The organism is Synechococcus sp. CBW1108, assembly GCF_015840335.1.
Lineage (GTDB): Bacteria > Cyanobacteriota > Cyanobacteriia > PCC-6307 > Cyanobiaceae > Cyanobium_A.
This window is the reverse complement of the sequence record NZ_CP060395.1, coordinates 2,055,778-2,081,389: the sequence shown is the minus strand read 5'-3', so window position 1 is coordinate 2,081,389 and position 25,612 is coordinate 2,055,778. Positions and strand designations below refer to the sequence as shown.

The following is a 25,612-nucleotide window of genomic DNA, read 5'->3' as shown; positions in this document are numbered from 1 at the left end:
ATTCCAGGGATGGTCTCACGTTAAAATGAGCCTAATGGAGCCATTCCTGGCTTAGAACAATCTGCTGACACGCCAATGTACGTTTTTCAGCACGCAGGTCAGCTATCGATCGAGGAGTTTTACACGCCCTTCGGCGGCAAACTAGATCCTAATAATCGCTGGCTTCTGCTTCGTAACCTGATTCCATGGATGCCGCTGGAAAGCCAGTATGCACCCCAATTCAGTGCCAAGACAGGAGCACCGGCCAAGCCGTTTCAGATGGCGTTCGGTGCGCTGTACATCCAGCAACGCCTGGGAGTGACAGACCGCGAAACAGTTCAGCTGATCACGGAATCACCGTATCTACAATTTTTCATTGGCTTGAGTGCATACCAGGCAATGCCCCCGTTTGATCCATCGATGATGGTGCATTTTCGTAAGCGCATTGGCCCTGATCTGATCAAGATCTGCAATGACATGACCAAGGCCAATGGCATTGCGATGATTAAAGAGATGCTGGTTTCGGCGGAGGAGGATGATAGCGAACAAGAAGAGGAGCAACAGCTTGCTGCCATCGACGAAGCGCTAGGGGTGAAGCCTGCAACGTTGGATCCTGAAAGTAACTGGGGTACTCTGATTCTTGATGCAACCTGCGTGCCTGATGACATTCCCTACCCAGTAGATCTGAGGTTGCTCAACGAAGCGAGAGAGGCCACTGAGAAGATCATCGACGAACTGTTCAAGCAGTTGCAGGGAAAGATCAATCGTAAACCCCGCTGCAACCGGGATAAAGCTCGGAATCGGTTTCTGGCGATCATCAAGAAGAAAAAGCCCAAATGCGCCGAGATCCGTGAAGTCAAGCGCTTTCAGCTCAACGAGATCCGGAGAAACCTCAGAGCAATTGATCAGATGATCCATTGCGGTGCCATGCTTTTGGAGCTTGGAACCCAGCTCTACCGCAAGCTGCTGATCACCAGTGAACTGTACCGGCAGCAGCAGGAGATGTATGACGCTGATAGCCGGCGCATCGACGATCGGATTGTCAATTTGTCAAAACCACACGTGCGGCCGATCGTGAGGGGCAAGGCGGGAAGGCGAACAGAGTTCGGTGCGAAGATCTCAATATCAGATGATAATGGCTTTGTCGATGTGGATCGAATCAGCTGGGACAACTACAATGAAGCCAACGACCTGATCGCACGTACCAAGCAATACAAGGAAGAGCGAGGGTACTATCCAGCACGAATCTGTGCCGATTCAATCTATATGACATCTTGATTACCCATAAGCCTCCGCAACCCTGAGATCCCGCTCCGTGCAGGGCATGCAGCAACAGACCGCATTGGCAATGCGATCAGTCATCGCAACCATCGAGAAGCGCCGGTTGAACCGGAAGCAGAAGCCGCCCAGGTAGCGCCTGGCGTACTTGTCGAAATTGAAAGCGTGGAAGGTGCCGTTGAAGCCGGTCTTGAGGTTGCCCAGCACGGTGTTGATCCAACGGAACTGCGGCAAGTCGTTTGGGTGCTTCCCACCGGTGACGATGGCGTGATGGCTGCAGCCTGCCGTGGTCACGGCACGAAAGCAGGCCAGGCCATCGGAGAGCACCTGACTGCCGGGCGCCAGATGGCGCTTGGCCCACTCAGCGATGGCCTCTGAGCTGAAGCCACTCACGGCTGTGATCCTGGCGTGAATCAGCCGGCCCGCCTCATTCAAGGAGACGGCCGCGACGATGGGGATCTTGTTCTCTGAACCCCGACCTGCCTTGCCGCCCGGCAGTTCTCCGCCGAGGTAGGAATCATCGATCTGGACTTTTCCCCGCAGCAGGTAAGCCTCCTCCCGATCAGCCATCGCCCGCAGAATCTTGTGGTGCAGCAGCCAGGCGGTGTCGTAGTTCACGCCCAGGTGGCGGCTGAGCTCCAGCGAGGAGATCCCTGTTTTGGCCTGCCCGATCATGTAAAAGGCCAGAAACCAGGTGGTCAGAGGCAATTTCGTGGCCTGCATGATCGTGCCAGCCGTGAGCGTGGCCTGATGGCCGCAGCTGCGGCACTGATAGCGCTTGAGCCTGCGGCCATAGACCAGCCCATGCTCATGGCCATTGCAGCGGGGACAGCGGAACCCACCGGGCCAGCGCGCCTTCTCCAAAGCAGCCTCACATTGCACCTCGGTGCCGTAGAGCCGCTGGAAGTCAGGCAGTGAAAGGCCTTTCTGGAACTGGATGACGTTGCGCGCCATGACTGAACTGGTATGTGCGTACCAGTCTACGGCCCAGGCTCGCGGTGCGCGGAGCGAGCTGGGTAATCAAGTATGACATTAGGCAACAAGAAGTTCTGCGCAGAAAATAACATCAGACTCAGTGGCCGTCCACGCAAGAAGCAGGTAGAGGCCGAGGTGCAGACAGCAGAGCAACAAGAGCTTTTTAAATCAGACTTGAGAAAGCGTTCCGTGATCGAGGGAAGAATCGGAACGAGCAAACGGAAATATGGACTGGATCGGATCATGACCAAGCTGATTGAAACATCAAGAACGGTGATCACGATGGCGTTCTTTGTGATGAATGCCGAGAAGGTTCTCAGGCTACTGCGCCTCTTATTATCTATTCTTGTCTCTGTGTACATCCTGATGCTCTATTTGCTCGCCTCCTGGCGCCGTCCAGCGCTTCTGTGGGCTGCTTAGTCAGCTTCTAGGAGTAAAATTGAGGTCACCAGCGCTTGGCGCTGCAGGCTGAGTCGCGGCCCTTGGCGCGGACGAAAAACCCGCGAATGAAATTCAGCAAGCCCTAGGTATCAATGCGTGGGGCAAGGCCCTCGCGGCGGATTGCATTTACGTCGCGCAGCAACTGGCGGGACAACGCCAGCGAGCTTTCCCATACCGGAATCTGGGCGGCGCTCAATTGGGCAGAGAGATAGCGGCTCAGGATTTCAAAGCGGGCCCGGCGTTGCTGCTCCTCCTGCTCGGCGCGGGCCGCCTGCAGATCGGCCTGGGCAGCCTGCTTTAGTGGGCTGCGGCCAAAATCCAGCAACGGCATCCGCAAGATCAAACCCAGATTCACAAAGGTGTTGTTGATCAGGGCCGAACCGTCGGCACCGAGGTTGAGGCTCAGGTCGCCGATTGTGGGCAGGTTGGAAATGAAGCCGATGTCAGTGTTCACCTGGGCAAAGGTGCCCAGGGCCACCAGATCGAGTTTGGGCAGAAAACGGGTGCGGGCCAACCCAACCAGGGCCTGGTTCTCCTCCACTTTCAGCACCTGGCTGCGCAGGCTCAGGGACGCGCCCAATCCCAGCTCAAGGGCCTGCTGGCGGCTGAGCATCAGGGGAGGGGTGGCTGCTAGAGCCCCCTGGCCCGGCGCCAGCCCCAGGATCACCGCTGCGAGCGCACTCATCCAGCAGGATCGCCGACGCAAAGCTGCAACAGGAACAATTGCCGGTACGGTAAGGCCACTTCTTCCGTGGCAGCGCAGTAGGGCGGCATGGCAGCAATGGACCGGGCCCTGAGCCTGCTGCCGATGGCTCTGGTGACGGCGATCAGTGGAGCCTGGGCCCTCTCTCCGGGCGTGGCCGTGAAGGTGGAGGGCAGTGCGGTGCTGCTCCAACCGGACAGCCGCGTCGGGTTTTATGCGCGATCGGCAGGCCAGGTACAGGCCTTGCCCCGCCGGGTCGGCGATGCAGTGCGTCAGGGCGAAGTGTTGGCCACGCTGAATCGGGTGGACCAGGCGGCGCCGGGCGCTGGGGCGGTGGGCGCGAACCCCGATGCCCTGGTGCGACAGGGGCAGGCCATCGACCGGCAGCAGCAGGCGATCCGGGCCCAGATCGCCACCCTGCGCACCACCAACCAGCCGGTGCAGAAGCAGTTGCAGGCGCTCGAAACCCTGCGCCGCGATGAGGTGATCCCCCGTTACAGCCCGCTGTGGGTGGGAGCCCAGGATCTCTACCTGCGCAACCAAAGTCAGATTAAAGCCCTGGAGGGTCAGCTGGCCCAGCTCGATGCCAACCGGGCCGAACTGGAGGGTCAGGAGGATGCCCAAGCGGTGCTGGCGCCGCGCGCGGGCCGGCTGTTGAGCCTGGCCGTCAGTCCTGGTCAGGCGGTGCTGCCGGGCCAGCGGCTGGGCACCCTGGGCCCCGGGCCCCTGCAATCCAGCCGCCCGCGCCTGGCGACCGCCCTGTTCAGTGATGCCGATGCGGTGCGCCTGCGGCTGGGCGAGTCGATCCAGCTCGATCCGCTGCTGCAGACCCGCGAGCGCTATGGCGGCACGGCCGAGCGCTACGGCTCTGTGGAGGGAAAAATTGTGGCCATCTCGCCCGCCACAGCCGATCTGGCCGAGGTGAGCCGGGTGGTGGGGGATCCAGACGTGGCGATGAGTCTGATTGCCCGCAGCCGCCAGGCGGCCTTTGGTGAGGGCGGTGACCCCCTGGCCACCGCCGCCGACAAGATCAGTTCACCGGTGCAACTGGTGACCGTGGAACTGGAGCCGGCCGACAACCCGAGTGGACTCCGCTGGAGCAGCGGCCGGGGGCCCGATCTACCGCTGGAGAACGGCACGCCCGCGCGGGCCAAGGTGGAGGTGGAGCGGCGCTCCCTGGTGAGCTTTGTGTTGCCGTTCCTGCGCTGGCTGGGTGGTGCGGAGCGATGAGAGGTGCGGAGCGATGAGCAAGCTTGAGCGTTGGTTGAAGCCCTGGCGGCAGCCGGCCCCCTGGATCGCGCTGCTGCTGCTGGTAATCGCCGCCATCAGCTCGCCGCCGCGGCTGTGGTTTTGGGTGGCGCTGCTGCTGGTGGTGTTGCTGGTGGGCTGGGCCCGGGCGTTGCGGCCCCCCCGGGCCTGAATGGTGCAGCTGCGCGGGGCTCTGGTGATCGCTCTGGCGGTTGGCCTTACCAGTGCTGTCTGCGATGGCATTGGCCTCAGCGGTGAGGCCATCGCCTACGGCGCGGTGATCGCGGCCCTGATCGTGCGACCGGATTTCAGCCGCTGGCCCCTGGCGATCTATCCGGTATTGCTGGTAGTGGTGGGGGTCTGCATGGCGGTGGGCGTCGTGCTGGCGCTTGCCCTGAGCGCGGTGCCCCAGGTGTTCCTGTTCGGGTTGGTGGCGGCGTTGATGCAGCTGTTCGCTCTGCTGCTGCCCGGCAAATTGCGGATGCTTTCGGGCGTTGTGGCGGTGGCTGGCGTGCTGCCGCTGCTGAGCAGCGCCCCCAGCTGGCGTGACTGGGGCCAGCAGCTCCTGGCCATTGGCCTGGGCATGGTGATCGCCACGGCGCTGCAGCTGGCCTTCTCCCCTGCCGTGATCACCGCCTCTGAGAGCCCAGCAGCGGGCCCCGGCTCGGAGCAGGCTGAGCCGCCGCTGGCTGAGCGGGTGATCGCAGGCCTGCAGTCGGCGTTTTTTTGGCGCAAGCTCGTGTTTGCCAGCTTGGCCCTGGCCATCGGCCAGGGGGTGGGAGCGGTGACCCCGAAATATCTCTATTTCGGGGTGGTGTTGTTGCTGAACGACAGCATCGGCGACACCCTCGGCCGGGTGCGCGACCGGATGGTGGGTGTGTCGTTCGGCATCCTGATGCCGTTGTTGGTGTTCAATACCCTGGGGATCGGGGCGCTGCAGAACGGCCTGGTGATGGGCGGCACCGCCGCGTTGCTGATGGCGTTGAACAAGGCGAGTTATCTGCGCACGGCGTTGATCTCGAGCGGGGTGGCGTTTGTGGGCTACGGGCCGCTGGTGGCCTGGTACATCCCCAACCGTTGGATGGATTACCTGATGGGCTGTGGCCTGGCGCTGGCGGTGGGGCTGCTGCTGTTTCCCAACAGTGCGCTGCGTCGCTACAACCAGCTCAGAGCAGATCCAGCAGCCAGCCGCGAGCAGCTGCAACGGCTGCTGCCGGCGGCGCGGGAGGAAGCGCGCTGGCTCGGGGTGCCCTTGGCCGAGCCGCTCCCGCCGGAGTTGTCGCGGGCGGAGGCTTCCTGATGGCCTGGATCCCGCTGCTGCAGCGCCATCGCCGGCTTGCGGCTGCCGTTGCCTTGGGCGTGCTGGCCGCGGCCGCACCTGCCTGGGGCCAGGGCAGGCCGCCCCAGCCCCCTGGAGTGTGCCTGGGGTTGCCGGCGCAGCTGGGCATCGCGGTGGGCATGCTGATCCTCACCGCCATCATTCACACATTGGTGACGGTGGTCCAGGCAGAGCTCACCCACCGGCAACGGCTGGATGCCTGGTGCGCGCCGCGCAGTCGGCGGCGCCTGTTGATGATCCTGGCCATGGCCCTGCTCACGGCCCTGGCGCTGTGGGTGGAGATCCTGCTCTGGGCCCTGCTGTATCAGGGGCTGGGCCTGTTTTCGGGGTTGGAGGGCAGCCTCTATTTCTCCGGCATCACCTTCACCACCGTTGGCTATGGCGACATGACCCTGCCGGTGTGCTGGCGCCTGCTCAGCGTTGCCGAGGCGGTGAATGGTGTGTTGATGGCCGGCTGGAGCACGGCCCAGCTGGTGTACGTGGTGCAGCGGATCATCACCATGCGGCTCGAAGTGGAAGGCCGTCTCCCCAGCCCGTCTGGCTCCCTGGGGGGTGCGCCGGACTGAGGTGCACCTCTGGCGCGGATCGCGGCCATGCTGGGATTTGATTGATCGGCATTCGGCAGAGGGAGATCGCTGTGAGCTCGGATCCCACGCCCCGCATGATCACGATCGACCCGGTGACCCGGATCGAGGGCCACGCCAAGATCACCCTGCACCTCGATGGGGCCGGCCGGATCGCCGACGCTCGCTTCCACGTGGTGGAGTATCGCGGCTTCGAGACCTTCTGTGAGGGCCGGCCCTTCACGGAGATGGCGGGCATCACCGCCCGCATCTGCGGCATCTGCCCGGTGAGCCACCTGCTGGCCGCGGCCAAAACCGGCGACAAGCTGCTGGGGGTGCAGCCGCCACCGGCGGCCCGCCAGCTGCGGCGGCTTCTCAATCTGGCCCAAATCTGCCAGAGCCATGCCCTCTCCTTTTTCCACCTCAGCAGCCCCGATTTCCTGCTGGGTTGGGAGAGCGATCCGGCCAAGCGCAATGTGTTTGGCCTGATGGCGGCCGATCCCGAGCTGGCTCGCGCCGGCATCCGCCTGCGCCAGTTTGGCCAGCAGATCATTGAGCTGCTGGCGGGCCGCAAGATCCACTCGGCCTGGGCCGTGCCCGGTGGGGTGCGCTCGCCCCTCAGCGCCATAGCCCGCGATTGGATCCTGGAACGGCTACCGGAGGCCAGGGCCACCGCGGCCGCGGCGCTGGAGCTCTACAAAAAATTGCTGGATGGGCCACTGCAGCGTGAGCAGCTCACTTTTGGCGACTTCCCGTCGCTGTTCATGGGCCTGGTGACACCCGATGGCGGCTGGGAGTGCATTGAGGGGGCGATCCGCTTCATCGACAGCCACGGCCGGATCGTGGCCGATGGCCTCTCGGAAGACGATTACGCCAGCTTCCTGGGCGAGGCGGTGGAGAGCTGGAGCTATCTCAAGTTCCCCTACTACAAGCCGCTCGGCTATCCGGAGGGGATGTATCGGGTGGGTCCGCTGGCGCGGCTGAATGTGTGCGAGCGGATCGGCACCGCCTGGGCTGATGCGGAGCTGGCCGAGCTGCGCCAGCGCAGCGGCACCCCTGGGAGTGGCGGCCGCATCATCACCTCCTCGTTTGCCTATCACCACGCCCGGCTGGTGGAAATCGTGGCCTGCCTGGAGGGGATCGAGCAGCTGGTGGCCGGCGACGCGTTGATGGGTGGCCGCATCCGCGCCCATGCCAGCCTCAACGCCAATGGGGCGGTGGGGGTGAGCGAGGCGCCGCGGGGCACGTTGTTTCACCACTACTGCGTCAACGACGACAGCCTGATCACCCGCGTCAACCTGATCATTGCCACGGGCCAGAACAACCTGGCCATGAACCGCACCGTGGCCCAGATCGCCCGCGAATTCATTCCCGCCCCGGTGGCCGCGGGCGCCGAGATCCCCGAGCCCCTGCTCAACCGTGTGGAGGCGGGCATCCGCTGCTTCGATCCCTGTCTCTCCTGCTCCACCCATGCGGCCGGCGAGATGCCGCTGCGGATTGCTTTGGTGGATGCGTCCGGCCGGGTGCTGGCGGAGCGGGTAAGGGATTGAGGGGGGCTGTGTATGCCATCGAACGGCGTTATGCGGACCGGCATAACACTCCCCATCTCGGCGGCAAGGGCACAGAAGTAACTGCGAGAACTGGGGTATTAGCCAATTGCTAGGAGGGGCAGATCGTTCTTATGCTTGTCAAAGAGCCAGGAAGGGGGATTTATGCGGATCCGCCCAATAATAAGGGCTTGCTGAATTTCGTTTTCGGGATTTTCGGGCGCGCAAATGGCCGCGATCTCAGCCTGCAGCGCCAAGCGCTGGTGACCTCAGTTTTACTCCCAGAAGCTGACTAAGCAGCCCACAGAGGCGCTGGACGGCGCCAGGATGCAAACAAATAGAGCATCAGGATGTACACAGAAACAAGAATAGAGAACAAGAAGCGCAGTAGCCTCAGAATCTTCTCGGCATTCATCACAAAGAACGCCATAGTGATCACCGTTCTTGATGTTTCAATCAGCTTGGTCATTATCTGATCCAGTCCATATTTCCGTTTGCTCGTTCCGATTCTTCCCTCGATCACGGAACGCTTTCTCAAGTCTGATTTAAAAAGCTCTTGTTGCTCTGCTGTCTGCACCTCGGCCTCGACCTGCTTCTTGCGTGGACGACCACTGAGTCTGATGTTATTTTCTGCGCAGAACTTCTTGTTGCCTAATGTCATATAGATTGAATCGGCACAGATTCGCGCTGGATAGTACCCTCGCTCTTCCTTGTATTGCTTGGCACGTGCGATTAGGTCGTTGGCTTCATTGTAGTTGTCCCAGCTTATGCGATCAACATCTACAAAACCATTATCATCTGATATTGAGATCTTCGCACCGAACTCTGTTCGCCTTCCCGCCTTGCCCCTCACGATCGGCCGCACGTGTGGTTTTGACAAATTGACAATCCGATCGTCGATGCGCCGGCTATCAGCGTCATACATCTCCTGCTGCTTCCGGTACAGTTCACTGGTGATCAGCAGCTTGCGGTAGAGCTGGGTTCCAAGCTCCAAAAGCATGACACCGCAGTGGATCATCTGATCAATTGCTCTGAGGTTTCTCCGGATCTCGGCGGATTTGGGCTTTTTCTTCTTGATGATCGCCAGAAACCGATTCCGAGCTTTATCCCGGTTGCAGCGGGGTTTACGATTGATCTTTCCCTGCAACTGCTTGAACAGTTCGTCGATGATCTTCTCAGTAGCCTCTCTCGCTTCGTTGAGCAACCTCAGATCTACTGGGTAGGGAATGTCATCAGGCACGCAGGTTGCATCAAGAATCAGAGTACCCCAGTTACTTTCAGGATCCAACGTTGCAGGCTTCACCCCTAGCGCTTCGTCGATGGCAGCAAGCTGTTGCTCCTCTTCTTCTTCGCTAGCATCTTCCTCAGCCGAAACCAGCATCTCTTTAATCATCGCAATGCCATTGGCCTTGGTCATGTCATTGCAGATCTTGATCAGATCAGGGCCAATGCGCTTACGAAAATGCACCATCATTGATGGATCAAACGGCGGCATTGCCTGGTACGCACTCAAGCCAATGAAAAATTGTAGATACGGTGATTCCGTGATCAGCTGAACCGTTTCGCGGTCTGTCACTCCCAGGCGTTGCTGGATGTACAGCGCACCGAACGCCATCTGAAACGGCTTGGCCGGTGCTCCTGTCTTGGCACTGAATCGGGGTGCATACTGGCTTTCCAGTGGCATCCATGGAATCAGGTTACGAAGCAGAACCCAGCGATTATTGGCATCCAGCTTGCCGCCGAAGGGCGTGTAAAACTCCTCGATTGATAGCTGACCTGCGTGCTGAAAAACGTACATTGGCGTGTCAGCAGATTGTTCTAAGCCAGGAATGGCTACATTTGGCTCATTTTAACGTTAGACCATTCCTGGAATCAACTGCAGCGCAATGGATATTGGTTCCTCAGCAAGCCCTAATAAGTTATCCGTATCCTGCAAATATCTGAACGGAAGTCGCACCTGGTACCATTAGGCAGTACTATGCCGGGATGAAGCGAAAGCGCCAGCGAACCCTTGAGCTGATCTTCTCCCGACCTGCAAGCGGCAGTTTGCCGTGGAGGGACATCGAAGCCCTGTTTCAGGAGCTTGGTGGGAATGTCAGTGAGAGGGCGGGCAGCCGAGTCGCGGTCGTTCTGTTTGGCGAAGTCAGGGTCTTTCACAGACCCCACCCATCGCCTGATACAGACAAGGGTGCTGTTGCTTCAATCCGCAAATGGTTTGAAGAACACGGAGTGACACCATGAACCTGATGAATGTGGATGGCTACCACGCCAGAATTGAGTACGACGAAGAAACGAATCAGTTTCGCGGGGAAATTCTTGGCCTTTCTGGAGGAGCGGACTTCTATGGATCCAGTCCAGATGAGCTTCGCCGAGAGTTCAAAAAGTCATTGGATGTCTTTCTTGAGGTCTGCAAGGAGCAAGGAATCGAGCCGCGCAGACAATTTTCAGGCAAATTCAATCTTCGGATTCCGCCTGAACTACACGAGAAATTGGCGATGACTGCGGAGGTGCAGGGAAAGAGTCTCAATACGCTCGCTCAAGAAGCACTCCAGAGAAGTGTCACGGCATAAAGGAACGGATAACAAGCCCCTGGAGTGGACAGGCCACCCCCGATTCCCTGCTTGCGCTCTAAAGTCCTTGCCTGCCACTCAGGGACGGTAACTTTCAGGAAACGTACCAGTACCCCTGAGCACGCCCTCGCGTCCGAAACACCCACGGCCAAGTCCAAAGGCCTCTGCCAGACTGGTCATGGGGACGTCAGGCCATGACCGATGACATCTTTGGAGGCTTGTTCCCGAAAGGAAACGTGGTCTGGATTCCCACAGCGCTCCCTGCCCTGGCGACGACACTTCTGGAGAAATCCAGGTGCTGATCCCGATTAGGAAACTGTTCATTTTTTAGCGCGGAATCTGCCTGGCCTCCCTCCTCAGACCCATTGCAGCGGATGTATGCCAGGAAGTTCTTCCCCCTCGCGCCGCCGACGTGCGCGCCTCAGAGTGGTCAATCCACGCTCCGCAGGAATAGACATCGGTAGTCGGTTCCATGTTGTAGCGGTACCAGCAGAGCTTGACGATGACCCAGTGCTGAAATTCTCAAGCTTTACTAATGATCTGAAGTCTATAGCTGAATGGTTGCTCGCCATCGACATCAAGACGGTAGCCATGGAGTCAACTGGAATCTACTGGGTTCCACTCTACGAAATACTCGTGGGTCGAGGCATCGAAGTCTTTCTGGTTAATGCTCGGCACGCAAAGAATGTCCCCGGTCGCAAGACTGATATCAGTGATTCTCAGTGGTTGCAGCAACTTCACAGCCATGGTCTTGTTCGCGCGAGCTTCCAGCCCGATCCCTGCATCGCCAAGCTGAGAGCCTACTTTCGGCAGCGTGACATTTTAGTGCGTTACCGCTCCTCGCATCAGCAGCACATGCAGAAAGCCCTCATGCAAATGAACCTACAGCTACATCATGTTGTGAAAGACATCACTGGTCAGACTGCTCGCAGAGTCATTGATGCCATCCTTTCAGGAGAACGAAATCCAGAGAAGCTGGCTACACTGCGCGATCGCCGCTGCAAGGAGACAGAAGCAACGATCGCTGCCGCTCTCGATGGCAACTATCAAGAAGAACATCTCTTTGAACTTAAGGTTGCAGTAGAGATGTTCGATGCTTATTCAGAAAAGATTCGAGAATGCGAATTGGCCGGCCAAGTCGTCCTGAATGAGTTAGCTGGGGGCGACTATGTTGAGCCTGAAAAACAAGCAAGCGACTGCCAAATCAGGAGCAATGGCTTTTCGTTCAATCCTCAGGCCCTGATCACATCGTTGGCAGGCCATGACCTATTAAGCCTGCCTGGTCTCGGGCCTGCAACGGTGATCACCTTGATCAGTGAGTGTGGGCTCGACATGAGCCGCTGGCCTAGCGCCAAGCATTTTGTCTCATGGCTTGGGTTGAGCCCGCAGAATAAGATCTCTGGTGGCCGAGTGCTTTCCTCGCGGACACGACAGGGGGCTACCAGGGCCGGCAGTTCTTTTTGGATGGCAGCAGTGCCAATCAGCAGAACTAACACTGCCTTGGGTGCATTCCAGCGGCGACTATCTGCAAGGGTTGGTAAAGGGAAGGCATTGATAGCCACAGCTCGCAAGATTGCCATTCTTTACTATAAAATGCTGAGATATGGCATGGCTTTTCAAGAGCCGGGCGCTTCTGCTTACCAGAAGGCATCACAAGAGCGACACGTGCGTGGGCTGGAACGGCGTGCAAAAGCGCTTGGTTACCAGCTGGTCCCAACCGGATGACTGGCCGAGATCCCTGTAGGCCGTGGGTGTTTCTTAGGAAGATGTCGCCGGTCGGCGCCTATTCAGGCCACCTGTCGAAAGAGTAACTCTTCCTCGGCTGTTATGTCATCTGGTGGTTCATTGATCCAGACAACGTCGGGTTGTTGCCAGCAGCGGATGGACCTTGACCAACGCTTTGGATGGCGCTGGCGGGCTTGCTCATAGACCAGCGTGCGCTGCTGGCAGATGTCAGGGGCCTGGCCGCTGTGCCGCTGCTGCGGCGTCACGAATTTGATCGCGCTGTGGCGGTGCTCGTGGCAGTACCAGTGCACGAATGCCGCTGCCCACTGGCAGGCCTCCTCCTTGCCGGCAAAGGGTCTGCTGGGGTAGTCGGGCCGGTATTTGGCAGTGCGGAACAGCGCCTCGGAGTAGGGATTGTCGTTGGACACCCGTGGCCTGGAGAAGGAGCGCAGCACCCCGAGTTCTTCCAGCCGCACCTCCAGCGTGGCGGCGCGCATGGCGCTGCCGTTGTCGGCGTGCAGGACCAGCCGGCGCTGGCGGCGCTTGCTGACCCGCTCCCGGATGCAGGCTCTGCTGATCAGATCAGCGGCCACCTGGGCCTCCTCCCGCTCGGCGATGTCCCAGGCCACGATTTTGCGGCTCCAGACGTCCACCACCAGGTAGAGGTATAGCCACACGCCCCGCACGCTGGTGGGCAGGTAGGTGATGTCCCAGCTCCAGAGCTGGTTGGGGCCATCAGCACGTCGCCGGGGCACCGGCCTTGGCTCCTGCGGCGGTCTGGCCCGTCCGCGGCGCTGCACCTGCTGGTGGGCGTGGAGCACGCGGTAGAAGCTGCTCTCGGAGGCCACGAACTCGCCCTGATCGGCCAGATCGGGCACGATCTGGGCCGGTGGCAGCGAGGCGTACTGCGGCTCATTGCAGACCACCAGGATCTGCTGGCGCTCCTGGTGGCTCAGCCGATGTCCCACGTGGCGGGCGCTGCCTTTACGGCGGTCCCCACCGTCCCCATCACCCGCAAACTGGCGCCTCCAGCGCTGCAGGGTGCGCAGGCTGATGGCCATGCGCTCCGCAACCCGCGCCGCCGTGGCACCGGCGGCCACGGCGCCGTCGAGGATCTCCAGTGCCCTCCGGCGATCAGCCGCGGAGGTCAGTCCTCCTCGGCCTCTCCCCAGAGGGCCTGCATCTTTTTTGTGACCAGCAGCAGCGCCGCCGCTTCTGCCAGGGCTTTCTCTTTCTTGCGCAGTTCCTTCTGCAGCCGTTTGATCTCCCGCTGGTCCTGGGCGCGGAGCTTCTCCAGCTCCCTCTGTTCTTTCAGGGTCAGCACCGGCTTCTCGTTGGCATCCTGCGATGCCTGCCGCCAGCGCTGCACCTGCTCCGGGTAAAGGCCCCGCTCGCGGCAGTAGACGCTGAGCTCGGTGGCGTTCAATCCGGCGGTCTCCAGCACCACCGTGAACTTGTCGGCAGCGCTCCAGCCCTCAGGGTCCTTCTGCGATGCCGGCACCACCTCACCCTCCAAGCGCCAGCCCTTGCGCCAAGCGTAGAGAGTGGCGATGTGTATGCCTGTGTCCTCAGAAATCCTCGCCACGCTCTGCCGAGCAGGCGGACTCATCCGCTTCCTGATATCAGCTTTGACAGCCTCGCTGTAACACCGCACTGGTCATCTCCTTGAGCCCCCGCGTGGTCAAAAGCACGGGCGACAACTTTCCTGACGGCGGGGGGGACAGCGTTAGCTGCACAGGAAAGCCGTGGTTGGTATCGTGGGTGTGATGGTGGTGGCTTCGGATGCCGACAATTCTAAGGAGCGGACCTTACAGGGTCTACTTCTACAGTCACGAACCAAATGGGCCTCCACATGTTCATGTTGATAGAGATAAAACGTCATGCAAAGTCTCGCTTATTCCTGTTGCGCTAGCCTCAAGCCTTGGTTTTCGCGCCGGAGAGCTGCGTGAAATTGAACGGCTGATCAGCATGAACAGAGCTATCCTGCTGAAGGCATGGGAGGAGTTTCATGGCTAACCCTGGTGAGCAGGTCACTGACGTTGCCCTAACAGAGGACAGGCTGATCGTCGACCTGGCTGACGGTCGATCGATCTCGATCCCTTTGGCTTGGTTTCCAGGGCTTCTGCATGCAACTTCCCAGGAGCGTGAAAACTGGGTGATTGCTGGGGCAGGCTATGGAATCCGATGGCCAGATGTTGATGAGGATTTAAGTGTGGAAGGCCTGCTTCGTGGTGCGCCAGCGCCCCAGCTAAGGGCACTGGTCAGCTAACACCGCCATTCACCTGAGCCGCCACCGCAAGGATATCTTCTCTGCTGGGTATACCTGCGGCCAAGTGATGGCCAGCGTTATACGGATGGGACGGGCCGATCAAACCAGCTGCATGCTGCTCTGATGGGCAGTAAAGTCTGCTGTGGGCAGTGCCAGATGACTAGTTGACCAGCGCCACCATAAAAATCTTCTTGGTACACGGCGATCCAAAGAGGCTGCGTACTGCGGAGTTGTCGAATTGGACTGGCAAGGCTGTTGCCGGTCCCAGGAGTGAATTTGATGGAATCATTTCGCGAGATGAGGCTGAAGGCTCTGGAATTTACTTTTTATCGGGTTCAGATCCAGATAGTGGACAGCCCGCGATCTACATCGGTGAGGCCGAGTGTATACGAGATAGGCTCAAAGCGCATCTGCAGAAGGACTTTTGGAATCACCTTGTTTTCTTTGTAAGCAAGGACGAGAATCTCACGAAGTCACATATCAGGTATCTTGAGGGCAAGCTCATTGAGCAGGCGCGTGCCGCTGGCCGAGCACAGTTGGTTAATGGTCAGGGTAGTGGCGCTCGGCTTCCCGAATCTGATCGAGCTGATTTAGAGACTTATCTGGAGAAGGTTAATCAGCTGCTACCAGTGCTTGGTATTGAGCTGCTAGTTCCCACCGCTGTCAAGGCCGAGGCCGGGCGTGAAATTCAGATTCTTTTGTGTGAGATTAAGGGACTCCAGTCGAAGGGGCATCTGACGCCGAATGGATTTCTTATACTAGCTGGTTCACAAGCTGTGCTTGTAGAGAGGCCCTCGGCTCACAAGTATCCCTGGGCTATGAATATGAGGCAAAAGTTGAAAGCAGAAGGTGCGCTCTCTGTTGAAAACAACTTCCTTGTCTTCACGAGAGATGTTGAGTTCTCTAGCCCAAGCGCGGCTGCAGCTGTGGTGCATGGCGGGCATGCCAACGGTCTCACCGCATGGAAGGACCGCCAAGGACAAACGTTGAAGCAGCTGGAAGCCGTATAACATCGCCGTTCACTAGACCTGCCCTCACCCACTTCTTAATTCACCGTATGGCTTCCTGCGGGCTGGTGATGGCAGCGTTGGGCAGAGCAAGCGGGATGCGCTGAAGTCGCAAGCGTGGCTACAATGTGAGCACGTCTGCAGGGTGTGGCCGTGGTTCGAGCGAAGCTGGTCAAAATCGGCAATTCGAGAGGCATCCGTCTCGCTAAGCCGCTGCTTGAGGTTGCGGGGCTGACTGACGAAGTCGAGATCGAGGCTGCTCCAGGGGTTCTGACCATCAAGCCATCGGCACATCCGAGGGCTGGCTGGGCAGAGGCGGCATCGTCTTTCGAGGCGGAGGGACTTCTCGATGAGATGAGCGCCACTCGGTTTGATGATGAAGAGTGGTCATGGTGACTCAAGAATGCGTCTCAAGAGGGGATATCTACTTTGTTGCATTGAATCCCACGCGAGGATCTGAAATCAGGAAGACAAGGCCTTGTGTCGTAGTGTCACCGGATGAGCTCAATGCTCATCTTCGTACTTTCATTGTCGCGCCTCTTACCACTGGTGGACATCCATACCCTTTTCGTGTGCGATGCAGTTTTGATGGCAAAGACGGTCACGTTGTGGCTGATCAGCTAAGGGCTGTAGATCGGGAACGTCTCGTCAGGCGATTGGGGAGTCTGTCGGAGACTACGCTGAATGAGCTACTGGCTGTTCTGCAGGCGATGTTCGCTGTGTAGAGTTCTGGCTACACAGCCATGTACCTGTCCCGCCACTGCAATTCACTCTGTCTTCCGAGGATCTTCTCTTGAGGCCCTCTGCGGGCAGGTGATGGCAAGCGTTCGCCGCCTCAAGGAGACGAATCCGTGATCCACATACGTGAGCTCGATCACATAGTCCTTCGCGTCGTCGACTTGGACAAAATGCTTCGGTTCTATTGCGGAGCACTCGGTTGCTAAGTCGAGCTTCGGCAAGAAGAGATTGGCCTAATACAGCTTCGTGCTGGCCGTTCACTTATCGATCTCGTCCCTGTAACTGGCAAGCTCGGCAGTGCCGGTGGCGCGGCCCCTGGAGTCGAAGGCAGAAATCTCGACCACTTCTGCCTCCGTGTAGAGCCGTTTGATGCCGAGGCCATTCGTGGCCACCTTCAGGCGAATGGTGCAACAGTCAGCCCAGTGCAGTCACGCTACGGAGCAGAAGGTGAAGGCCCATCCATCTATGTCAGTGATCCCGAAGGCATTGTTTCCCGCAGGGGCTTGGGTTCGCCGATGCCACCGAAGGGATCGCGTAGGTAAGCCTGGCTTTGCCAGTGTTCGTAATACCTCCGGGATGGTGCTACACGGACCCATCTCAGTGCGCCTCGATGACGGCATCGAGGCAAGGCTCGACAGCCTCTGCCAGGCCCTCAGCCTCAGCCAAATCGAGGTCGTCAAGCCTGGCAGCCCTTGCGGAGAGCTTCGGCCTGGTCGGCAGCTTCTCCAGCAACACTCCGGAAAGCGGCACCACCAGCAGGGGAAGGGACCATGCCGTTCTCCGCAGCCGTGAGTCGTTCCCTGGTGGCGAGAGCCTTGAAAACCTCCTGAATCCCTGAGCCTGAATTCCTGAAATGGGTTCGGCGATCTGACCATCAGTAGCTCGAGGTCAGCCATCGCCACACTGAGGTGTCCTTCCCCCCTGCCCATGCCCGCCCGTCCCCAGCACACCCGCCTGGTGATCGGCATCGGCAATCCCCTCCGCGGTGACGATGGCGTCGGCGCTTTGCTGGCTGAGCAGGCTGGTGGCCGCAGCGTCCAGCAGCTCACTCCAGAGCTGGCAGCGGAGCTGGGTGAGCTGGAGGCGGTGCTGTTTATCGATGCCTGGCTAGCTCCGGCAGGTGGTGCCCCCCAGCTGGTGGAGGTGATCCCGGCCGGGGCGGGAGCGCCGGACACCCACCGGCTCGAGCCCGCCCAGTTGCTGGCCATCAGTCAGGCGCTCTATGGCCGCGCCCCTGCAGCCTGCCTGCTCCAGGTGCCGGCCCATGCTTTTGAGCACGGCAACACTCTCTCGGCCCAGCTCCAGGCAGCCCTGCCCCAGGCCCAGGCGCTCATGCAGGGCTGGCTGGCGCACCATGCATGAGCTGGGCCTCATACCTGCGTCCATTGGAGTGGCACTGGCCCCGTAATTTGTTCTCTTTAATGCGGAAAGGTGGTCTGTTAGGCCCTGCTTTCCAAATTTTTTGCTGCTTTGTTTGCGCTTTTAGTGTTGTCTGAGGGTTGTTGTTTAGCCTGCCTGCAGCCGGCTGGGTTTTATGGGGATGAACCGTCGCGATCTTCTAGCGGGCACGGCGTTCGGTGTGGCAACGGCTGCCTGGTCGATGATCGGGGCCCGACGTGCCTGGGCCTCCGATCCGATCGATGGCGAGTTGCTCGCCAGCCTTCAGGTATGCACCCCAAAAGATGCCTTGAGTCGCCTGATGAGCGGCAATGGGCGCTTCGCCAAGGCTTGGGCCGCTGCGAGTGCTATCGCCACACCGGTTGAGCGCATGCAGGCGCTCAACACCATCTGGCAGAACGAATGCCAGATTGATCCTGTGGCGCTTGCCCAGGGGCAGAAGCCGTTTGCGGCCACACTGTCCTGCTCGGATTCCCGGGTAGATCCCAGCTGGTTGTTTGCCTGTGCTTCCGGTGAGCTCTTCGAAGTGCGATGTGCCGGCAACACAGCTTTTGATGACGCCATTGCTTCCTTGGAATATGCCGTGTCCGTTCTCGGCACTCCATTGATCCTGGTGATTGGTCATAGTGGCTGTGGTGCTGTAAAGGCGGCCATGGAGAAGGCACCGCTGACGCCTTTGCTCGACCAGCTAGTGGCACCGATCAAGGCCAGTCTTCAAAGTGGTGACGATCTGAGCAAAGCTGTGCAGGCCAACGCTCGCTATTCAGCCACCGAGCTCACCAGACGCAGCGATGTACTGAAATCCGCAGAAGCAGAAGGGAAGCTGACAATTCACAGTTCCTATTGTGATATTGGCACAGGAGTTGTCAGCTTGGTGTGATGTTCTGGATCTATAAAGTGAGGAGTTGAAAGTATCAACCTCTGCTGGTTCAAGATGCTCATTTCTGGTTTTGCCCGACCCGGATCGCCCTACTCAGCAAATCCTAGCTTGTCGATTTACCGCATAAATTATGCCCCATGGATCAGTGCCGATGATCAAGTTTCGCCCTAGCCTGCGATCCCAGCTGATGCTGATGCTGCTTAGTGTCGGCGTTTCTGCAATGTTGGCCATTGCCTATTTCGGTTACCACAGTGGCGAGGTCCATCTCACGCAAAGGATCTTCGAGCAATTGACCAGCGTGCGTGCCTCGAAGGCCTATCAGATGCAGTCATACTTTGATACCTTGAATCATCAGGCTGAAGCGCTAAGTGAAGATCTGATGGTGGTGAATGCCATGAAGGATTTCAAGAGAGCTTATCGGGGCTTGATGCCAAAGCCATTCCAGAGGCCTGGTTAAATTCCATAGATAGCTATTATAAAGATCAGTTCCTCCCCCGCTTGGCTGATCTTCACGAAGGGGCACCAATCGCTGGCCTTTATGAGCCCCATAACAGCGCCGGCCAATATCTGCAGTATCACTATATTGCCAGCAATTCAAATCCTGCTGGTAGCAAGCAGCGTCTTGCCGATGCCGGAGATGGCAGCGAATACAGCAAGGCTCGCGCCTTATGCCACCCACGCTCGTCAAAATACCATGATCTATTTGGCTACAATGACCTGTTCCTAGTGGATCCCGATAGCGGGGTAATTATTTACTCAATTGGCAAGGAAGTTGACTTTGGCATGAGTCTGGCGACTGGGCTCTATCGCGATAGTAACCTTGCAGATGCAGTCAATGCGGCTATTAATGCAAAAGCAAAGGGGTTTGTAAAAATTGTAGATTTTGCCCACTACAAGCCTTCCTATGGTGCGCCGGCTGCCTTTATTACGTCGCCAATATTTGATGGAGATGAATTTATAGGCGTGCTTGGCCTGCAGGTGCCTGTTGACGAAATCAATAGGGTGATGACCGGCAACAACAACTGGGCAAAGGACGGTCTTGGTCGTTCTGGTGAAGCCTATTTGGTGGGAGCTGATAGCGCCATGCGTTCGGTTTCCAAATTTTTAGTGGAGGATCCTGCTGGCTATCTTGAAACGTTGAGTGCTCTCAACGTCAAATCGCAAACGATTGATGATATTGAACACTATGGCACATCCATCCTTGAGCAGCAGATGGACACTGAGGCCACCAGGAATGCCTTGGAGCGGCGCGAAGGCACCATGATTGTCGATGATTATCGGGGGGTCAAAGTTTTGAGTTCCTACTCACCCTTGAATCTCAATGGTCTGGATTGGGCCGTGCTCTCGGAAATGGATCTTGATGAGGCTTATGCACCCATAAATGAGTTTAAGCGCAATATCCTTTTCTGGGGATCCCTGATTATTCTCTTTATTACGGTTGCATCCTTGCTCCTCTCTTCAGTATTTATTCAACCGGTCATGCGCTTGATCGGTTGTGCCAAAGATATTAGTAGTGGTGAGATCAACGCTCTTGCTGCCTCCGAAAACCCAGGAGAGTTTTGGGAGCTAGCCACGGCTTTAGCAGGGATGGTTGATGGGCTCGATACACAAACAAAGACTATTGAGATGCTGAGCCTTGAGCGCTGGAATCTGTTGCAGAAGTTGCTCCCGTCTTCAGTGGCTCAGCGCTTGCTTAGTGGGGAAAATATCATCGCTGACCCTGTTGAGAATGCCTCAGTCATGTTAACTGAGGTGATCGGATTAGATGCATTTGCGCATTCTATTAGCACTGAGCAGAGAGTGCGCTTGGTCAATGACTTGGTCTGCCGTTTCGACTCTGCTGCAGATGAATGTGGTGTAGATAAGATTAAGTTTGTAGCAGATTGCTATGTATCTGCTTCGGGGCTTGTGGGCGGACGCCTGGATCACATGGGTCGAATGGTCAGGTTTGCCCTGGAGCTCCAGAAGCAGGTGAAGCATTTCAACCATGATCATGGCACCGACTTTGATGTTATCAGTAGTATCCATTCTGGTGATGTTGTTATTGGAACTGTTGGCTCAAGCAAGATGACCTATGACATTTGGGGTGATACAGTATCTACTGCGAATAGTATTCTGGCCCAAGGCAAGCCCTCTAGGGGTTCAATTCTGGTGTCGCAGCCGGTGTTTGAATTCCTTCAGGACGTCTACTATTTTGACAAGTTAAATCCCGACCCATATTCGGGATCACTCCAGTCATTGATTCCGATGTGGCGTCTCGTCGGTGCCGCTAAGCAACAGTCTGAGGTGGCCTGAGTATGGAATTTGGCAACGATACGTTTACCAAATCAGCTCTGCTGCTGGCCATTGGGTTTCCTGTCACGGAGCTGCTGCTCAGTGAGGCCATTCAATATCTTCACCAGCAGGGCCGGCCTCTCTCGGGAACACTGCAGATTCTTCGCAACCTGCTGATCCCCTCCCTGGCGTCGTTGATTTTTCTCACCTATATCGGGCATCTCGATCCGGAAAGTTGGGTTATTCGCTTTAACGAGACTGTGCTGTGGATCTGCACGCTTGTTGCAGCATTATCTCTTTTCGACATCCTACTTTTCTTTGATTCTGATGTAACCCGGCAGTCTCCTGTCGGCACCACCGTTGATCAGGTTGATGTCAGCGAACGTTGGCAGGCGCGTATTCCCAAACTTTTTCGGGACCTAGCACGGGTTGTTCTGATCCTTGTTGGTGCGGCGATAATTCTATCGGCCACCTGGAAGATTGATCTTGGTGGGCTGGTGACAGCTCTGGGTATTGGCTCTGTGGTGATTGGTCTAGCGCTCCAGGACACTCTGGGGAGCATTGCTGCCGGAATCACCCTGCTGTTTGAGCAGCCTTTCAAGAAAGGTGATTGGTTAAGAGTGGGTGACTTGGAGGGGAAGGTGACCGATATCAATTGACGTTCGGTTCGCATCGAAACGATTGACATGGTGCAGATCACTATTCCCCATCTCATCATTGGTAAGCAGATTATCAGCAATTACAGCCAGCCGATCAGGGCCCATAGAGAGGAAGTCTTCCTCGCTTATGCCTATGCCCACCTTCCTAACCTCGTGAAGCAGGTGCTGAGGGAGACGGCCCTTTCTACTCCAGGCATTTTGGAGCAGCCTGGCATCAAAGTTGGCACCTATAAGTATGAAGATTCGGGTATTTCCTACAGGGTTACATTTTTTGTTGATGGCTACCAAGATCGTCCCGCTGTGCGTGATTAGTTTCAAGCCAGAGTGTGGTATGCCAACCAGCGTTATCGATTGAAAATTGCCTATCCCGTTCGAGAGGTTTATCAGGCCGAAGCAGCTTCGACGGATCTGGCGCGAGTCAGCAAATTTTCCAAGGACCTGCAGCAGATGCCCGTGTTGGAGGCGATTGAGGTGGAGTCGTTTGGGGATTTGGCCAAGGATGCGGTTCTCAATACGTAGGGCTTGCTGAATTTCGTTTTCGGGATTTTCGGGCGCGCAAATGGCCGCGATCTCAGCCTGCAGCGCCAAGCGCTGGTGACCTCAGTTTTACTCCCAGAAGCTGACTAAGCAGCCCACAGAGGCGCTGGACGGCGCCAGGATGCAAACAAATAGAGCATCAGGATGTACACAGAAACAAGAATAGAGAACGAGAAGCGCAGTAGCCTCAGAATCTTCTCGGCATTCATCACAAAGAACGCCATAGTGATCACCGTTCTTGATGTTTCAATCAGCTTGGTCATTATCCGATCCAGTCCATATTTCCGTTTGCTCGTTCCGATTCTTCCCTCGATCACGGAACGCTTTCTCAAGTCTGATTTAAAAAGCTCTTGTTGCTCTGCTGTCTGCACCTCGGCCTCGACCTGCTTCTTGCGTGGACGGCCACTGAGTCTGATGTTATTTTCTGCGCAGAACTTCTTGTTGCCTAATGTCATATAGATTGAATCGGCACAGATTCGCGCTGGATAGTACCCTCGCTCTTCCTTGTATTGCTTGGCACGTGCGATTAGGTCGTTGGCTTCATTGTAGTTGTCCCAGCTTATGCGATCAACATCTACAAAACCATTATCATCTGATATTGAGATCTTCGCACCGAACTCTGTTCGCCTTCCCGCCTTGCCCCTCACGATCGGCCGCACGTGTGGTTTTGACAAATTGACAATCCGATCGTCGATGCGCCGGCTATCAGCCTCATACATCTCCTGCTGCTGCCGGTACAGTTCACTGGTGATCAGCAGCTTGCGGTAGAGCTGGGTTCCAAGCTCCAAAAGCATGGCACCGCAATGGATCATCTGATAAATTGCTCTGAGGTTTCTCCGGATCTCGTTGAGCTGAAAGCGCTTGACTTCACGGATCTCGGCGGATTTGGGCTTTTTCTTCTTGATGATCGCCAGAAACCGATTCCGAGCTTTATCCCGGTTGCAGCGGGGTTTACGATTGATCTTTCCCTGCAACTGCTTGAACAGTTCGTCGATGATCTTCTCAGTGGCCTCTCTCGCTTCGTTGAGCAACCTCAGATCTACTGGGTAGGGAATGTCATCAGGCACGCAGGTTGCATCAAGAATCAGAGTACCCCAGTTACTTTCAGGATCCAACGTTGCAGGCTTCACCCCTAGCGCTTCGTCGATGGCAGCAAGCTGTTGCTCCTCTTCTTCTTCGCTAGCATCTTCCTCAGCCGAAACCAGCATCTCTTTAATCATCGCAATGCCATTGGCCTTGGTCATGTCATTGCAGATCTTGATCAGATCAGGGCCAATGCGCTTACGAAAATGCACCATCATTGATGGATCAAACGGCGGCATTGCCTGGTACGCACTCAAGCCAATGAAAAATTGTAGATACGGTGATTCCGTGATCAGCTGAACCGTTTCGCGGTCTGTCACTCCCAGGCGTTGCTGGATGTACAGCGCACCGAACGCCATCTGAAACGGCTTGGCCGGTGCTCCTGTCTTGGCACTGAATCGGGGTGCATACTGGCTTTCCAGTGGCATCCATGGAATCAGGTTACGAAGCAGAACCCAGCGATTATTGGCATCCAGCTTGCCGCCGAAGGGCGTGTAAAACTCCTCGATCGATAGCTGACCTGCGTGCTGAAAAACGTACATTGGCGTGTCAGCAGATTGTTCTAAGCCAGGAATGGCTACATTTGGCTCATTTTAACGTGAGACCACCCCTGGAATCAACTGCAGCGCAATGGATATTGGTTCCTCAGCAAGCCCTACGTATGCGGCTGGTGAGAAGGTTTACGCAGAGGGAGATAGGGTAATGGGTCTTTATTTCATGATCGCGGGCAAGGCTGATGCCTCGCTTCTCGATGGTTCAGGGAATAGGCGTATTGCCTATTCCCTATCGAAGGGGGATTGTTTTGGCGAGATTTCCCTGTTCAATGATCGGCCCAGCCCTGTGGCGATCCATGCCACTGAAGATCTCGAGGTCATCTTGATCATCCCTGAAGCGGCTAAGGAGTTGGTGGAGCGCCGTCCAAGTATTGCCCGAGAGCTGGGCCTTACGATCGAAGCACGGACCCGTATGGTCGATGAATTGAGGCAGACTTCCAACCTGGAGTTTTGATCGTCAGTGCGTGCCCCGGCGCAATACCTGACCCTGCTGGGCCATGCATGAACTCAGCCTGATGGAGGCGGTGCGCGATCAGGTGTTGGCGGCGGCCCACGCCGACGGTGCCAGCCGGATCACGGCGATAAGCCTGCGCATCGGCAGCCTGGCAGGGGTGGAGCCTGAGGCGCTGCACTTCGCCCACACGGTGGTGATGGCCGGCACGATCGCCGCTGGCGCGGAGCTGCGCATCGAGATCGAAGCGGCCGAATGCCATTGCTCCGCCTGCGACGCCCCTTTCCCCGCCCTGGATGGCTGCTGCGACTGTCCCCGTTGTGGTGCGATTAGCCGTCAGTTGCTGCGTGGCCGCGACCTGCGGCTGCTGAGCCTGGAGGTGGTGTGAGGGTGCTTGATTCCCTGCTATGTCCATGTCAAAATCTGATTATTAAAAGACAAAACAATGAAAGTGACGGTTGAGCTTTCCGAGGAGGAGATGGCTGAAGTCCTCGAGCTCACGGGTGAGCGCAAAAAAGGTCCGGCCATTCGTCTGCTGATGGAGGAGGCTCTGCAGCGGCATCGACGCGCCCGCATCGCCCAGCGTTTCCTCAGCGGCGAGTGGGGGGTGGAGCTGGATAGTTTTGAGGCTGATCGACAGCGCGACCGCGACCGGGACCAGGCTCTGGCCCGATGACGCTGTTGCTCGATAGCAGTCTCTGGATCGACTTCACCCGGGCCCGGAGCCCGTTGGCCTTGAAGCAGTTCATCGCCCCGTTTGTGCTCGATCCAGCGGCCCATCTCGCCGAGCCGGTCCGCTTTGAGCTGCTGCGCTCGGCCCGACCGGACGAGGCCCAGCGGCTAGAGGCCCAGTTCGCCACATTGCCATCCTTGTCCACGCCGCCAGACCTCTGGAGGCAGGCGACTGTGCTGGGCCAGGACTGCCGTGCCATCGGCCGCACGGTGCTGAGCCTCGACCTGCTGGTGGCCGCCGTGGCTCTGCATCACAATGCCGTGCTGGTGAGCTTTGATGCCGACTTTGAGGCCGTGGCCTTGGTGAGTTCGCTGCGTCTGCAGCGGTTGCATCGTCCTAGCTGAAGCCGCCGCCATCTCCGCCAGGCCTCGGCCATGGGTCTAGAGGGGCATTTGCTGCAGGCGAGTTCGCCGATCACCTACCCGGAGGTGTCGATGAGGATCAAAGGGTGCTCCTCCGCCGGGGAATCGGCTCCAGGCTGGGCTCACTGCCGCCGAGGGCGGCGAGGCGCATGGCATTTTCCCGTTGCACCAGGGCCTGCAGGGCTTGTTTGAGCTGCATGAAGGTGGTGCGCATCGGGGAACCTTTCAGGGCAACACGTTCAGGCATTTTGATCATCAAATGATGCCGCTGCCTGCACCGCTCTGCGCTTCTAGCCTGG

At 57.7% G+C, this 25,612-nt stretch carries 36 protein-coding genes; 27 read left to right on the top strand and 9 right to left on the bottom strand.

What is annotated here, in order from left to right; all coding sequences use genetic code 11:
• Positions 1 to 75 precede the first annotated feature (75 nt).
• Complete coding sequence (locus H8F27_RS11345) at positions 76 to 1,257, top strand: IS5 family transposase (protein ID WP_197148182.1); 1,182 nt, start codon at positions 76 to 78, stop codon at positions 1,255 to 1,257.
• Here the strand turns inward: H8F27_RS11345 and H8F27_RS11340 are convergent, their stop codons facing one another.
• Positions 1,258 to 2,211 (bottom strand): IS1595 family transposase, encoded by a 954-nt coding sequence (locus H8F27_RS11340; protein WP_197147974.1) that lies wholly within the window; start codon positions 2,209 to 2,211, stop codon positions 1,258 to 1,260.
• Positions 2,212 to 2,283: 72 nt separating this feature from the next.
• On the opposite strand from H8F27_RS11340, the gene H8F27_RS11335 reads away from it, so the two are divergent.
• A complete protein-coding gene (locus tag H8F27_RS11335) occupies positions 2,284 to 2,652 on the top strand; it encodes a transposase (protein WP_197148181.1) in 369 nt (122 codons plus the stop codon).
• A gap of 103 nt (positions 2,653 to 2,755) precedes the next feature.
• Here H8F27_RS11335 and H8F27_RS11330 read toward each other — a convergent pair whose 3' ends face one another.
• Positions 2,756 to 3,358, bottom strand: coding sequence for a TolC family protein (locus H8F27_RS11330; RefSeq protein WP_197148180.1), 603 nt, complete (start codon positions 3,356 to 3,358; stop codon positions 2,756 to 2,758).
• 87 nt (positions 3,359 to 3,445) lie between these two features.
• Between H8F27_RS11330 and H8F27_RS11325 the strand changes: the two genes are divergently transcribed.
• From H8F27_RS11325 to H8F27_RS11305, 5 genes are all read left to right on the top strand, one after another.
• The gene (locus H8F27_RS11325) at positions 3,446 to 4,606 is read left to right on the top strand and encodes a hypothetical protein (RefSeq protein ID WP_197148179.1); all 1,161 of its coding nucleotides are present in this window, start codon (positions 3,446 to 3,448) and stop codon (positions 4,604 to 4,606) included.
• Positions 4,607 to 4,619: 13 nt separating this feature from the next.
• Positions 4,620 to 4,796, top strand: a complete 177-nt coding sequence (locus tag H8F27_RS11320; protein WP_197148178.1) for a hypothetical protein — start codon at positions 4,620 to 4,622, stop codon at positions 4,794 to 4,796.
• Positions 4,797 to 5,924, top strand: a complete 1,128-nt coding sequence (locus tag H8F27_RS11315; RefSeq protein WP_197148177.1) for an FUSC family protein — start codon at positions 4,797 to 4,799, stop codon at positions 5,922 to 5,924.
• Complete coding sequence (locus tag H8F27_RS11310) at positions 5,924 to 6,529, top strand: potassium channel family protein (RefSeq protein ID WP_197148176.1); 606 nt, start codon at positions 5,924 to 5,926, stop codon at positions 6,527 to 6,529. Before H8F27_RS11315 ends, H8F27_RS11310 begins: the two co-directional genes overlap by 1 nt.
• A 95-nt stretch (positions 6,530 to 6,624) precedes the next feature.
• Positions 6,625 to 8,076, top strand: coding sequence for a Ni/Fe hydrogenase subunit alpha (locus tag H8F27_RS11305; protein WP_197153527.1), 1,452 nt, complete (start codon positions 6,625 to 6,627; stop codon positions 8,074 to 8,076).
• Positions 8,077 to 8,365: 289 nt separating this feature from the next.
• Here H8F27_RS11305 and H8F27_RS11300 read toward each other — a convergent pair whose 3' ends face one another.
• The gene (locus tag H8F27_RS11300; protein ID WP_197148175.1) at positions 8,366 to 9,871 is read right to left on the bottom strand and encodes an IS5 family transposase; all 1,506 of its coding nucleotides are present in this window, start codon (positions 9,869 to 9,871) and stop codon (positions 8,366 to 8,368) included.
• Positions 9,872 to 10,059: 188 nt separating this feature from the next.
• Between H8F27_RS11300 and H8F27_RS11295 the strand changes: the two genes are divergently transcribed.
• The 3 genes from H8F27_RS11295 (at position 10,060) to H8F27_RS11285 (ending at position 12,368) form a co-directional block, all read left to right on the top strand.
• On the top strand, positions 10,060 to 10,314 hold the full coding sequence (locus H8F27_RS11295; RefSeq protein WP_197148174.1) for a type II toxin-antitoxin system HicA family toxin: 255 nt from the start codon (positions 10,060 to 10,062) through the stop codon (positions 10,312 to 10,314).
• Complete coding sequence (locus H8F27_RS11290; RefSeq protein ID WP_197148173.1) at positions 10,311 to 10,643, top strand: type II toxin-antitoxin system HicB family antitoxin; 333 nt, start codon at positions 10,311 to 10,313, stop codon at positions 10,641 to 10,643. The genes H8F27_RS11295 and H8F27_RS11290 overlap by 4 nt, the downstream gene beginning before the upstream one ends.
• 426 nt (positions 10,644 to 11,069) lie before the next feature.
• Positions 11,070 to 12,368 (top strand): IS110 family transposase, encoded by a 1,299-nt coding sequence (locus H8F27_RS11285; RefSeq protein WP_231596222.1) that lies wholly within the window; start codon positions 11,070 to 11,072, stop codon positions 12,366 to 12,368.
• A 62-nt stretch (positions 12,369 to 12,430) separates the two neighbouring features.
• On the opposite strand, the gene H8F27_RS11280 is transcribed toward H8F27_RS11285, so the two are convergent.
• Together H8F27_RS11280 and H8F27_RS17630 are read right to left on the bottom strand one after the other, a co-directional pair.
• Positions 12,431 to 13,468 carry an IS3 family transposase gene (locus H8F27_RS11280; protein WP_231596221.1) on the bottom strand — a complete coding sequence of 346 codons (1,038 nt, stop codon included), beginning with the start codon at positions 13,466 to 13,468 and terminating at the stop codon, positions 12,431 to 12,433.
• Between the two features lie 47 nt (positions 13,469 to 13,515).
• Positions 13,516 to 13,953, bottom strand: coding sequence for a hypothetical protein (locus H8F27_RS17630; protein WP_231596220.1), 438 nt, complete (start codon positions 13,951 to 13,953; stop codon positions 13,516 to 13,518).
• Between the two features lie 197 nt (positions 13,954 to 14,150).
• Here H8F27_RS17630 and H8F27_RS11275 point away from each other — a divergent pair, with 197 nt between their 5' ends.
• From H8F27_RS11275 to H8F27_RS18295, 6 genes are all read left to right on the top strand, one after another.
• Positions 14,151 to 14,384 carry a DUF4160 domain-containing protein gene (locus tag H8F27_RS11275; protein WP_197148172.1) on the top strand — a complete coding sequence of 78 codons (234 nt, stop codon included), beginning with the start codon at positions 14,151 to 14,153 and terminating at the stop codon, positions 14,382 to 14,384.
• Positions 14,377 to 14,637, top strand: coding sequence for a DUF2442 domain-containing protein (locus tag H8F27_RS11270; RefSeq protein WP_197148171.1), 261 nt, complete (start codon positions 14,377 to 14,379; stop codon positions 14,635 to 14,637). Before H8F27_RS11275 ends, H8F27_RS11270 begins: the two co-directional genes overlap by 8 nt.
• 164 nt (positions 14,638 to 14,801) lie before the next feature.
• The gene (locus H8F27_RS11265; protein WP_197148170.1) at positions 14,802 to 15,647 is read left to right on the top strand and encodes a GIY-YIG nuclease family protein; all 846 of its coding nucleotides are present in this window, start codon (positions 14,802 to 14,804) and stop codon (positions 15,645 to 15,647) included.
• A gap of 144 nt (positions 15,648 to 15,791) precedes the next feature.
• Entirely contained in the window at positions 15,792 to 16,040 is a 249-nt protein-coding gene (locus tag H8F27_RS11260) for an AbrB/MazE/SpoVT family DNA-binding domain-containing protein (protein ID WP_231596219.1), read from the top strand.
• Positions 16,034 to 16,369: a type II toxin-antitoxin system PemK/MazF family toxin gene (locus H8F27_RS11255; RefSeq protein WP_197148169.1), complete on the top strand. Its 336-nt coding sequence runs from the start codon at positions 16,034 to 16,036 to the stop codon at positions 16,367 to 16,369. The genes H8F27_RS11260 and H8F27_RS11255 overlap by 7 nt, the downstream gene beginning before the upstream one ends.
• A 126-nt stretch (positions 16,370 to 16,495) precedes the next feature.
• Positions 16,496 to 16,588, top strand: coding sequence for a VOC family protein (locus tag H8F27_RS18295; protein WP_370594408.1), 93 nt, complete (start codon positions 16,496 to 16,498; stop codon positions 16,586 to 16,588).
• Positions 16,589 to 16,639: 51 nt separating this feature from the next.
• Here the strand turns inward: H8F27_RS18295 and H8F27_RS18040 are convergent, their stop codons facing one another.
• The gene (locus tag H8F27_RS18040; RefSeq protein WP_255517692.1) at positions 16,640 to 16,774 is read right to left on the bottom strand and encodes a hypothetical protein; all 135 of its coding nucleotides are present in this window, start codon (positions 16,772 to 16,774) and stop codon (positions 16,640 to 16,642) included.
• Positions 16,775 to 16,979: 205 nt separating this feature from the next.
• Entirely contained in the window at positions 16,980 to 17,132 is a 153-nt protein-coding gene (locus H8F27_RS11245; RefSeq protein WP_197148168.1) for a hypothetical protein, read from the bottom strand.
• A gap of 177 nt (positions 17,133 to 17,309) precedes the next feature.
• Between H8F27_RS11245 and H8F27_RS11240 the strand changes: the two genes are divergently transcribed.
• The 7 genes from H8F27_RS11240 to H8F27_RS11210 all read left to right on the top strand — a co-directional run bounded on the left by H8F27_RS11240 (position 17,310) and on the right by H8F27_RS11210 (position 22,112).
• On the top strand, positions 17,310 to 17,744 hold the full coding sequence (locus H8F27_RS11240; protein WP_197148167.1) for a hydrogenase maturation protease: 435 nt from the start codon (positions 17,310 to 17,312) through the stop codon (positions 17,742 to 17,744).
• A gap of 178 nt (positions 17,745 to 17,922) precedes the next feature.
• Positions 17,923 to 18,660, top strand: a complete 738-nt coding sequence (locus H8F27_RS11235) for a carbonic anhydrase (protein WP_231596218.1) — start codon at positions 17,923 to 17,925, stop codon at positions 18,658 to 18,660.
• Positions 18,661 to 18,811: 151 nt separating this feature from the next.
• Positions 18,812 to 19,117 (top strand): hypothetical protein, encoded by a 306-nt coding sequence (locus H8F27_RS11230; protein ID WP_197148165.1) that lies wholly within the window; start codon positions 18,812 to 18,814, stop codon positions 19,115 to 19,117.
• A 41-nt stretch (positions 19,118 to 19,158) separates the two neighbouring features.
• Complete coding sequence (locus H8F27_RS11225) at positions 19,159 to 20,955, top strand: adenylate/guanylate cyclase domain-containing protein (RefSeq protein WP_197148164.1); 1,797 nt, start codon at positions 19,159 to 19,161, stop codon at positions 20,953 to 20,955.
• Between the two features lie 2 nt (positions 20,956 to 20,957).
• The gene (locus H8F27_RS11220) at positions 20,958 to 21,593 is read left to right on the top strand and encodes a mechanosensitive ion channel family protein (protein ID WP_197148163.1); all 636 of its coding nucleotides are present in this window, start codon (positions 20,958 to 20,960) and stop codon (positions 21,591 to 21,593) included.
• 27 nt (positions 21,594 to 21,620) lie between these two features.
• Positions 21,621 to 21,905, top strand: coding sequence for a mechanosensitive ion channel (locus H8F27_RS18290; RefSeq protein WP_197148162.1), 285 nt, complete (start codon positions 21,621 to 21,623; stop codon positions 21,903 to 21,905).
• 12 nt (positions 21,906 to 21,917) lie between these two features.
• Positions 21,918 to 22,112, top strand: a complete 195-nt coding sequence (locus H8F27_RS11210; protein ID WP_197148161.1) for a hypothetical protein — start codon at positions 21,918 to 21,920, stop codon at positions 22,110 to 22,112.
• A gap of 104 nt (positions 22,113 to 22,216) precedes the next feature.
• Here the strand turns inward: H8F27_RS11210 and H8F27_RS11205 are convergent, their stop codons facing one another.
• Positions 22,217 to 23,755 (bottom strand): IS5 family transposase, encoded by a 1,539-nt coding sequence (locus H8F27_RS11205; protein ID WP_197148160.1) that lies wholly within the window; start codon positions 23,753 to 23,755, stop codon positions 22,217 to 22,219.
• 88 nt (positions 23,756 to 23,843) lie between these two features.
• On the opposite strand from H8F27_RS11205, the gene H8F27_RS11200 reads away from it, so the two are divergent.
• From H8F27_RS11200 to H8F27_RS11185, 4 genes are all read left to right on the top strand, one after another.
• Positions 23,844 to 24,221: a Crp/Fnr family transcriptional regulator gene (locus H8F27_RS11200; protein ID WP_197148159.1), complete on the top strand. Its 378-nt coding sequence runs from the start codon at positions 23,844 to 23,846 to the stop codon at positions 24,219 to 24,221.
• 43 nt (positions 24,222 to 24,264) lie between these two features.
• Complete coding sequence (hypA, locus tag H8F27_RS11195; protein ID WP_197148158.1) at positions 24,265 to 24,606, top strand: hydrogenase maturation nickel metallochaperone HypA; 342 nt, start codon at positions 24,265 to 24,267, stop codon at positions 24,604 to 24,606.
• Positions 24,607 to 24,696: 90 nt separating this feature from the next.
• On the top strand, positions 24,697 to 24,894 hold the full coding sequence (locus H8F27_RS11190) for a hypothetical protein (RefSeq protein WP_197153524.1): 198 nt from the start codon (positions 24,697 to 24,699) through the stop codon (positions 24,892 to 24,894).
• A complete protein-coding gene (locus tag H8F27_RS11185; RefSeq protein ID WP_197148157.1) occupies positions 24,891 to 25,295 on the top strand; it encodes a PIN domain-containing protein in 405 nt (134 codons plus the stop codon). Before H8F27_RS11190 ends, H8F27_RS11185 begins: the two co-directional genes overlap by 4 nt.
• Before the next feature lie 97 nt (positions 25,296 to 25,392).
• Here H8F27_RS11185 and H8F27_RS11180 read toward each other — a convergent pair whose 3' ends face one another.
• On the bottom strand, positions 25,393 to 25,560 hold the full coding sequence (locus H8F27_RS11180) for a hypothetical protein (protein ID WP_231596217.1): 168 nt from the start codon (positions 25,558 to 25,560) through the stop codon (positions 25,393 to 25,395).
• Positions 25,561 to 25,612 lie beyond the last annotated feature (52 nt).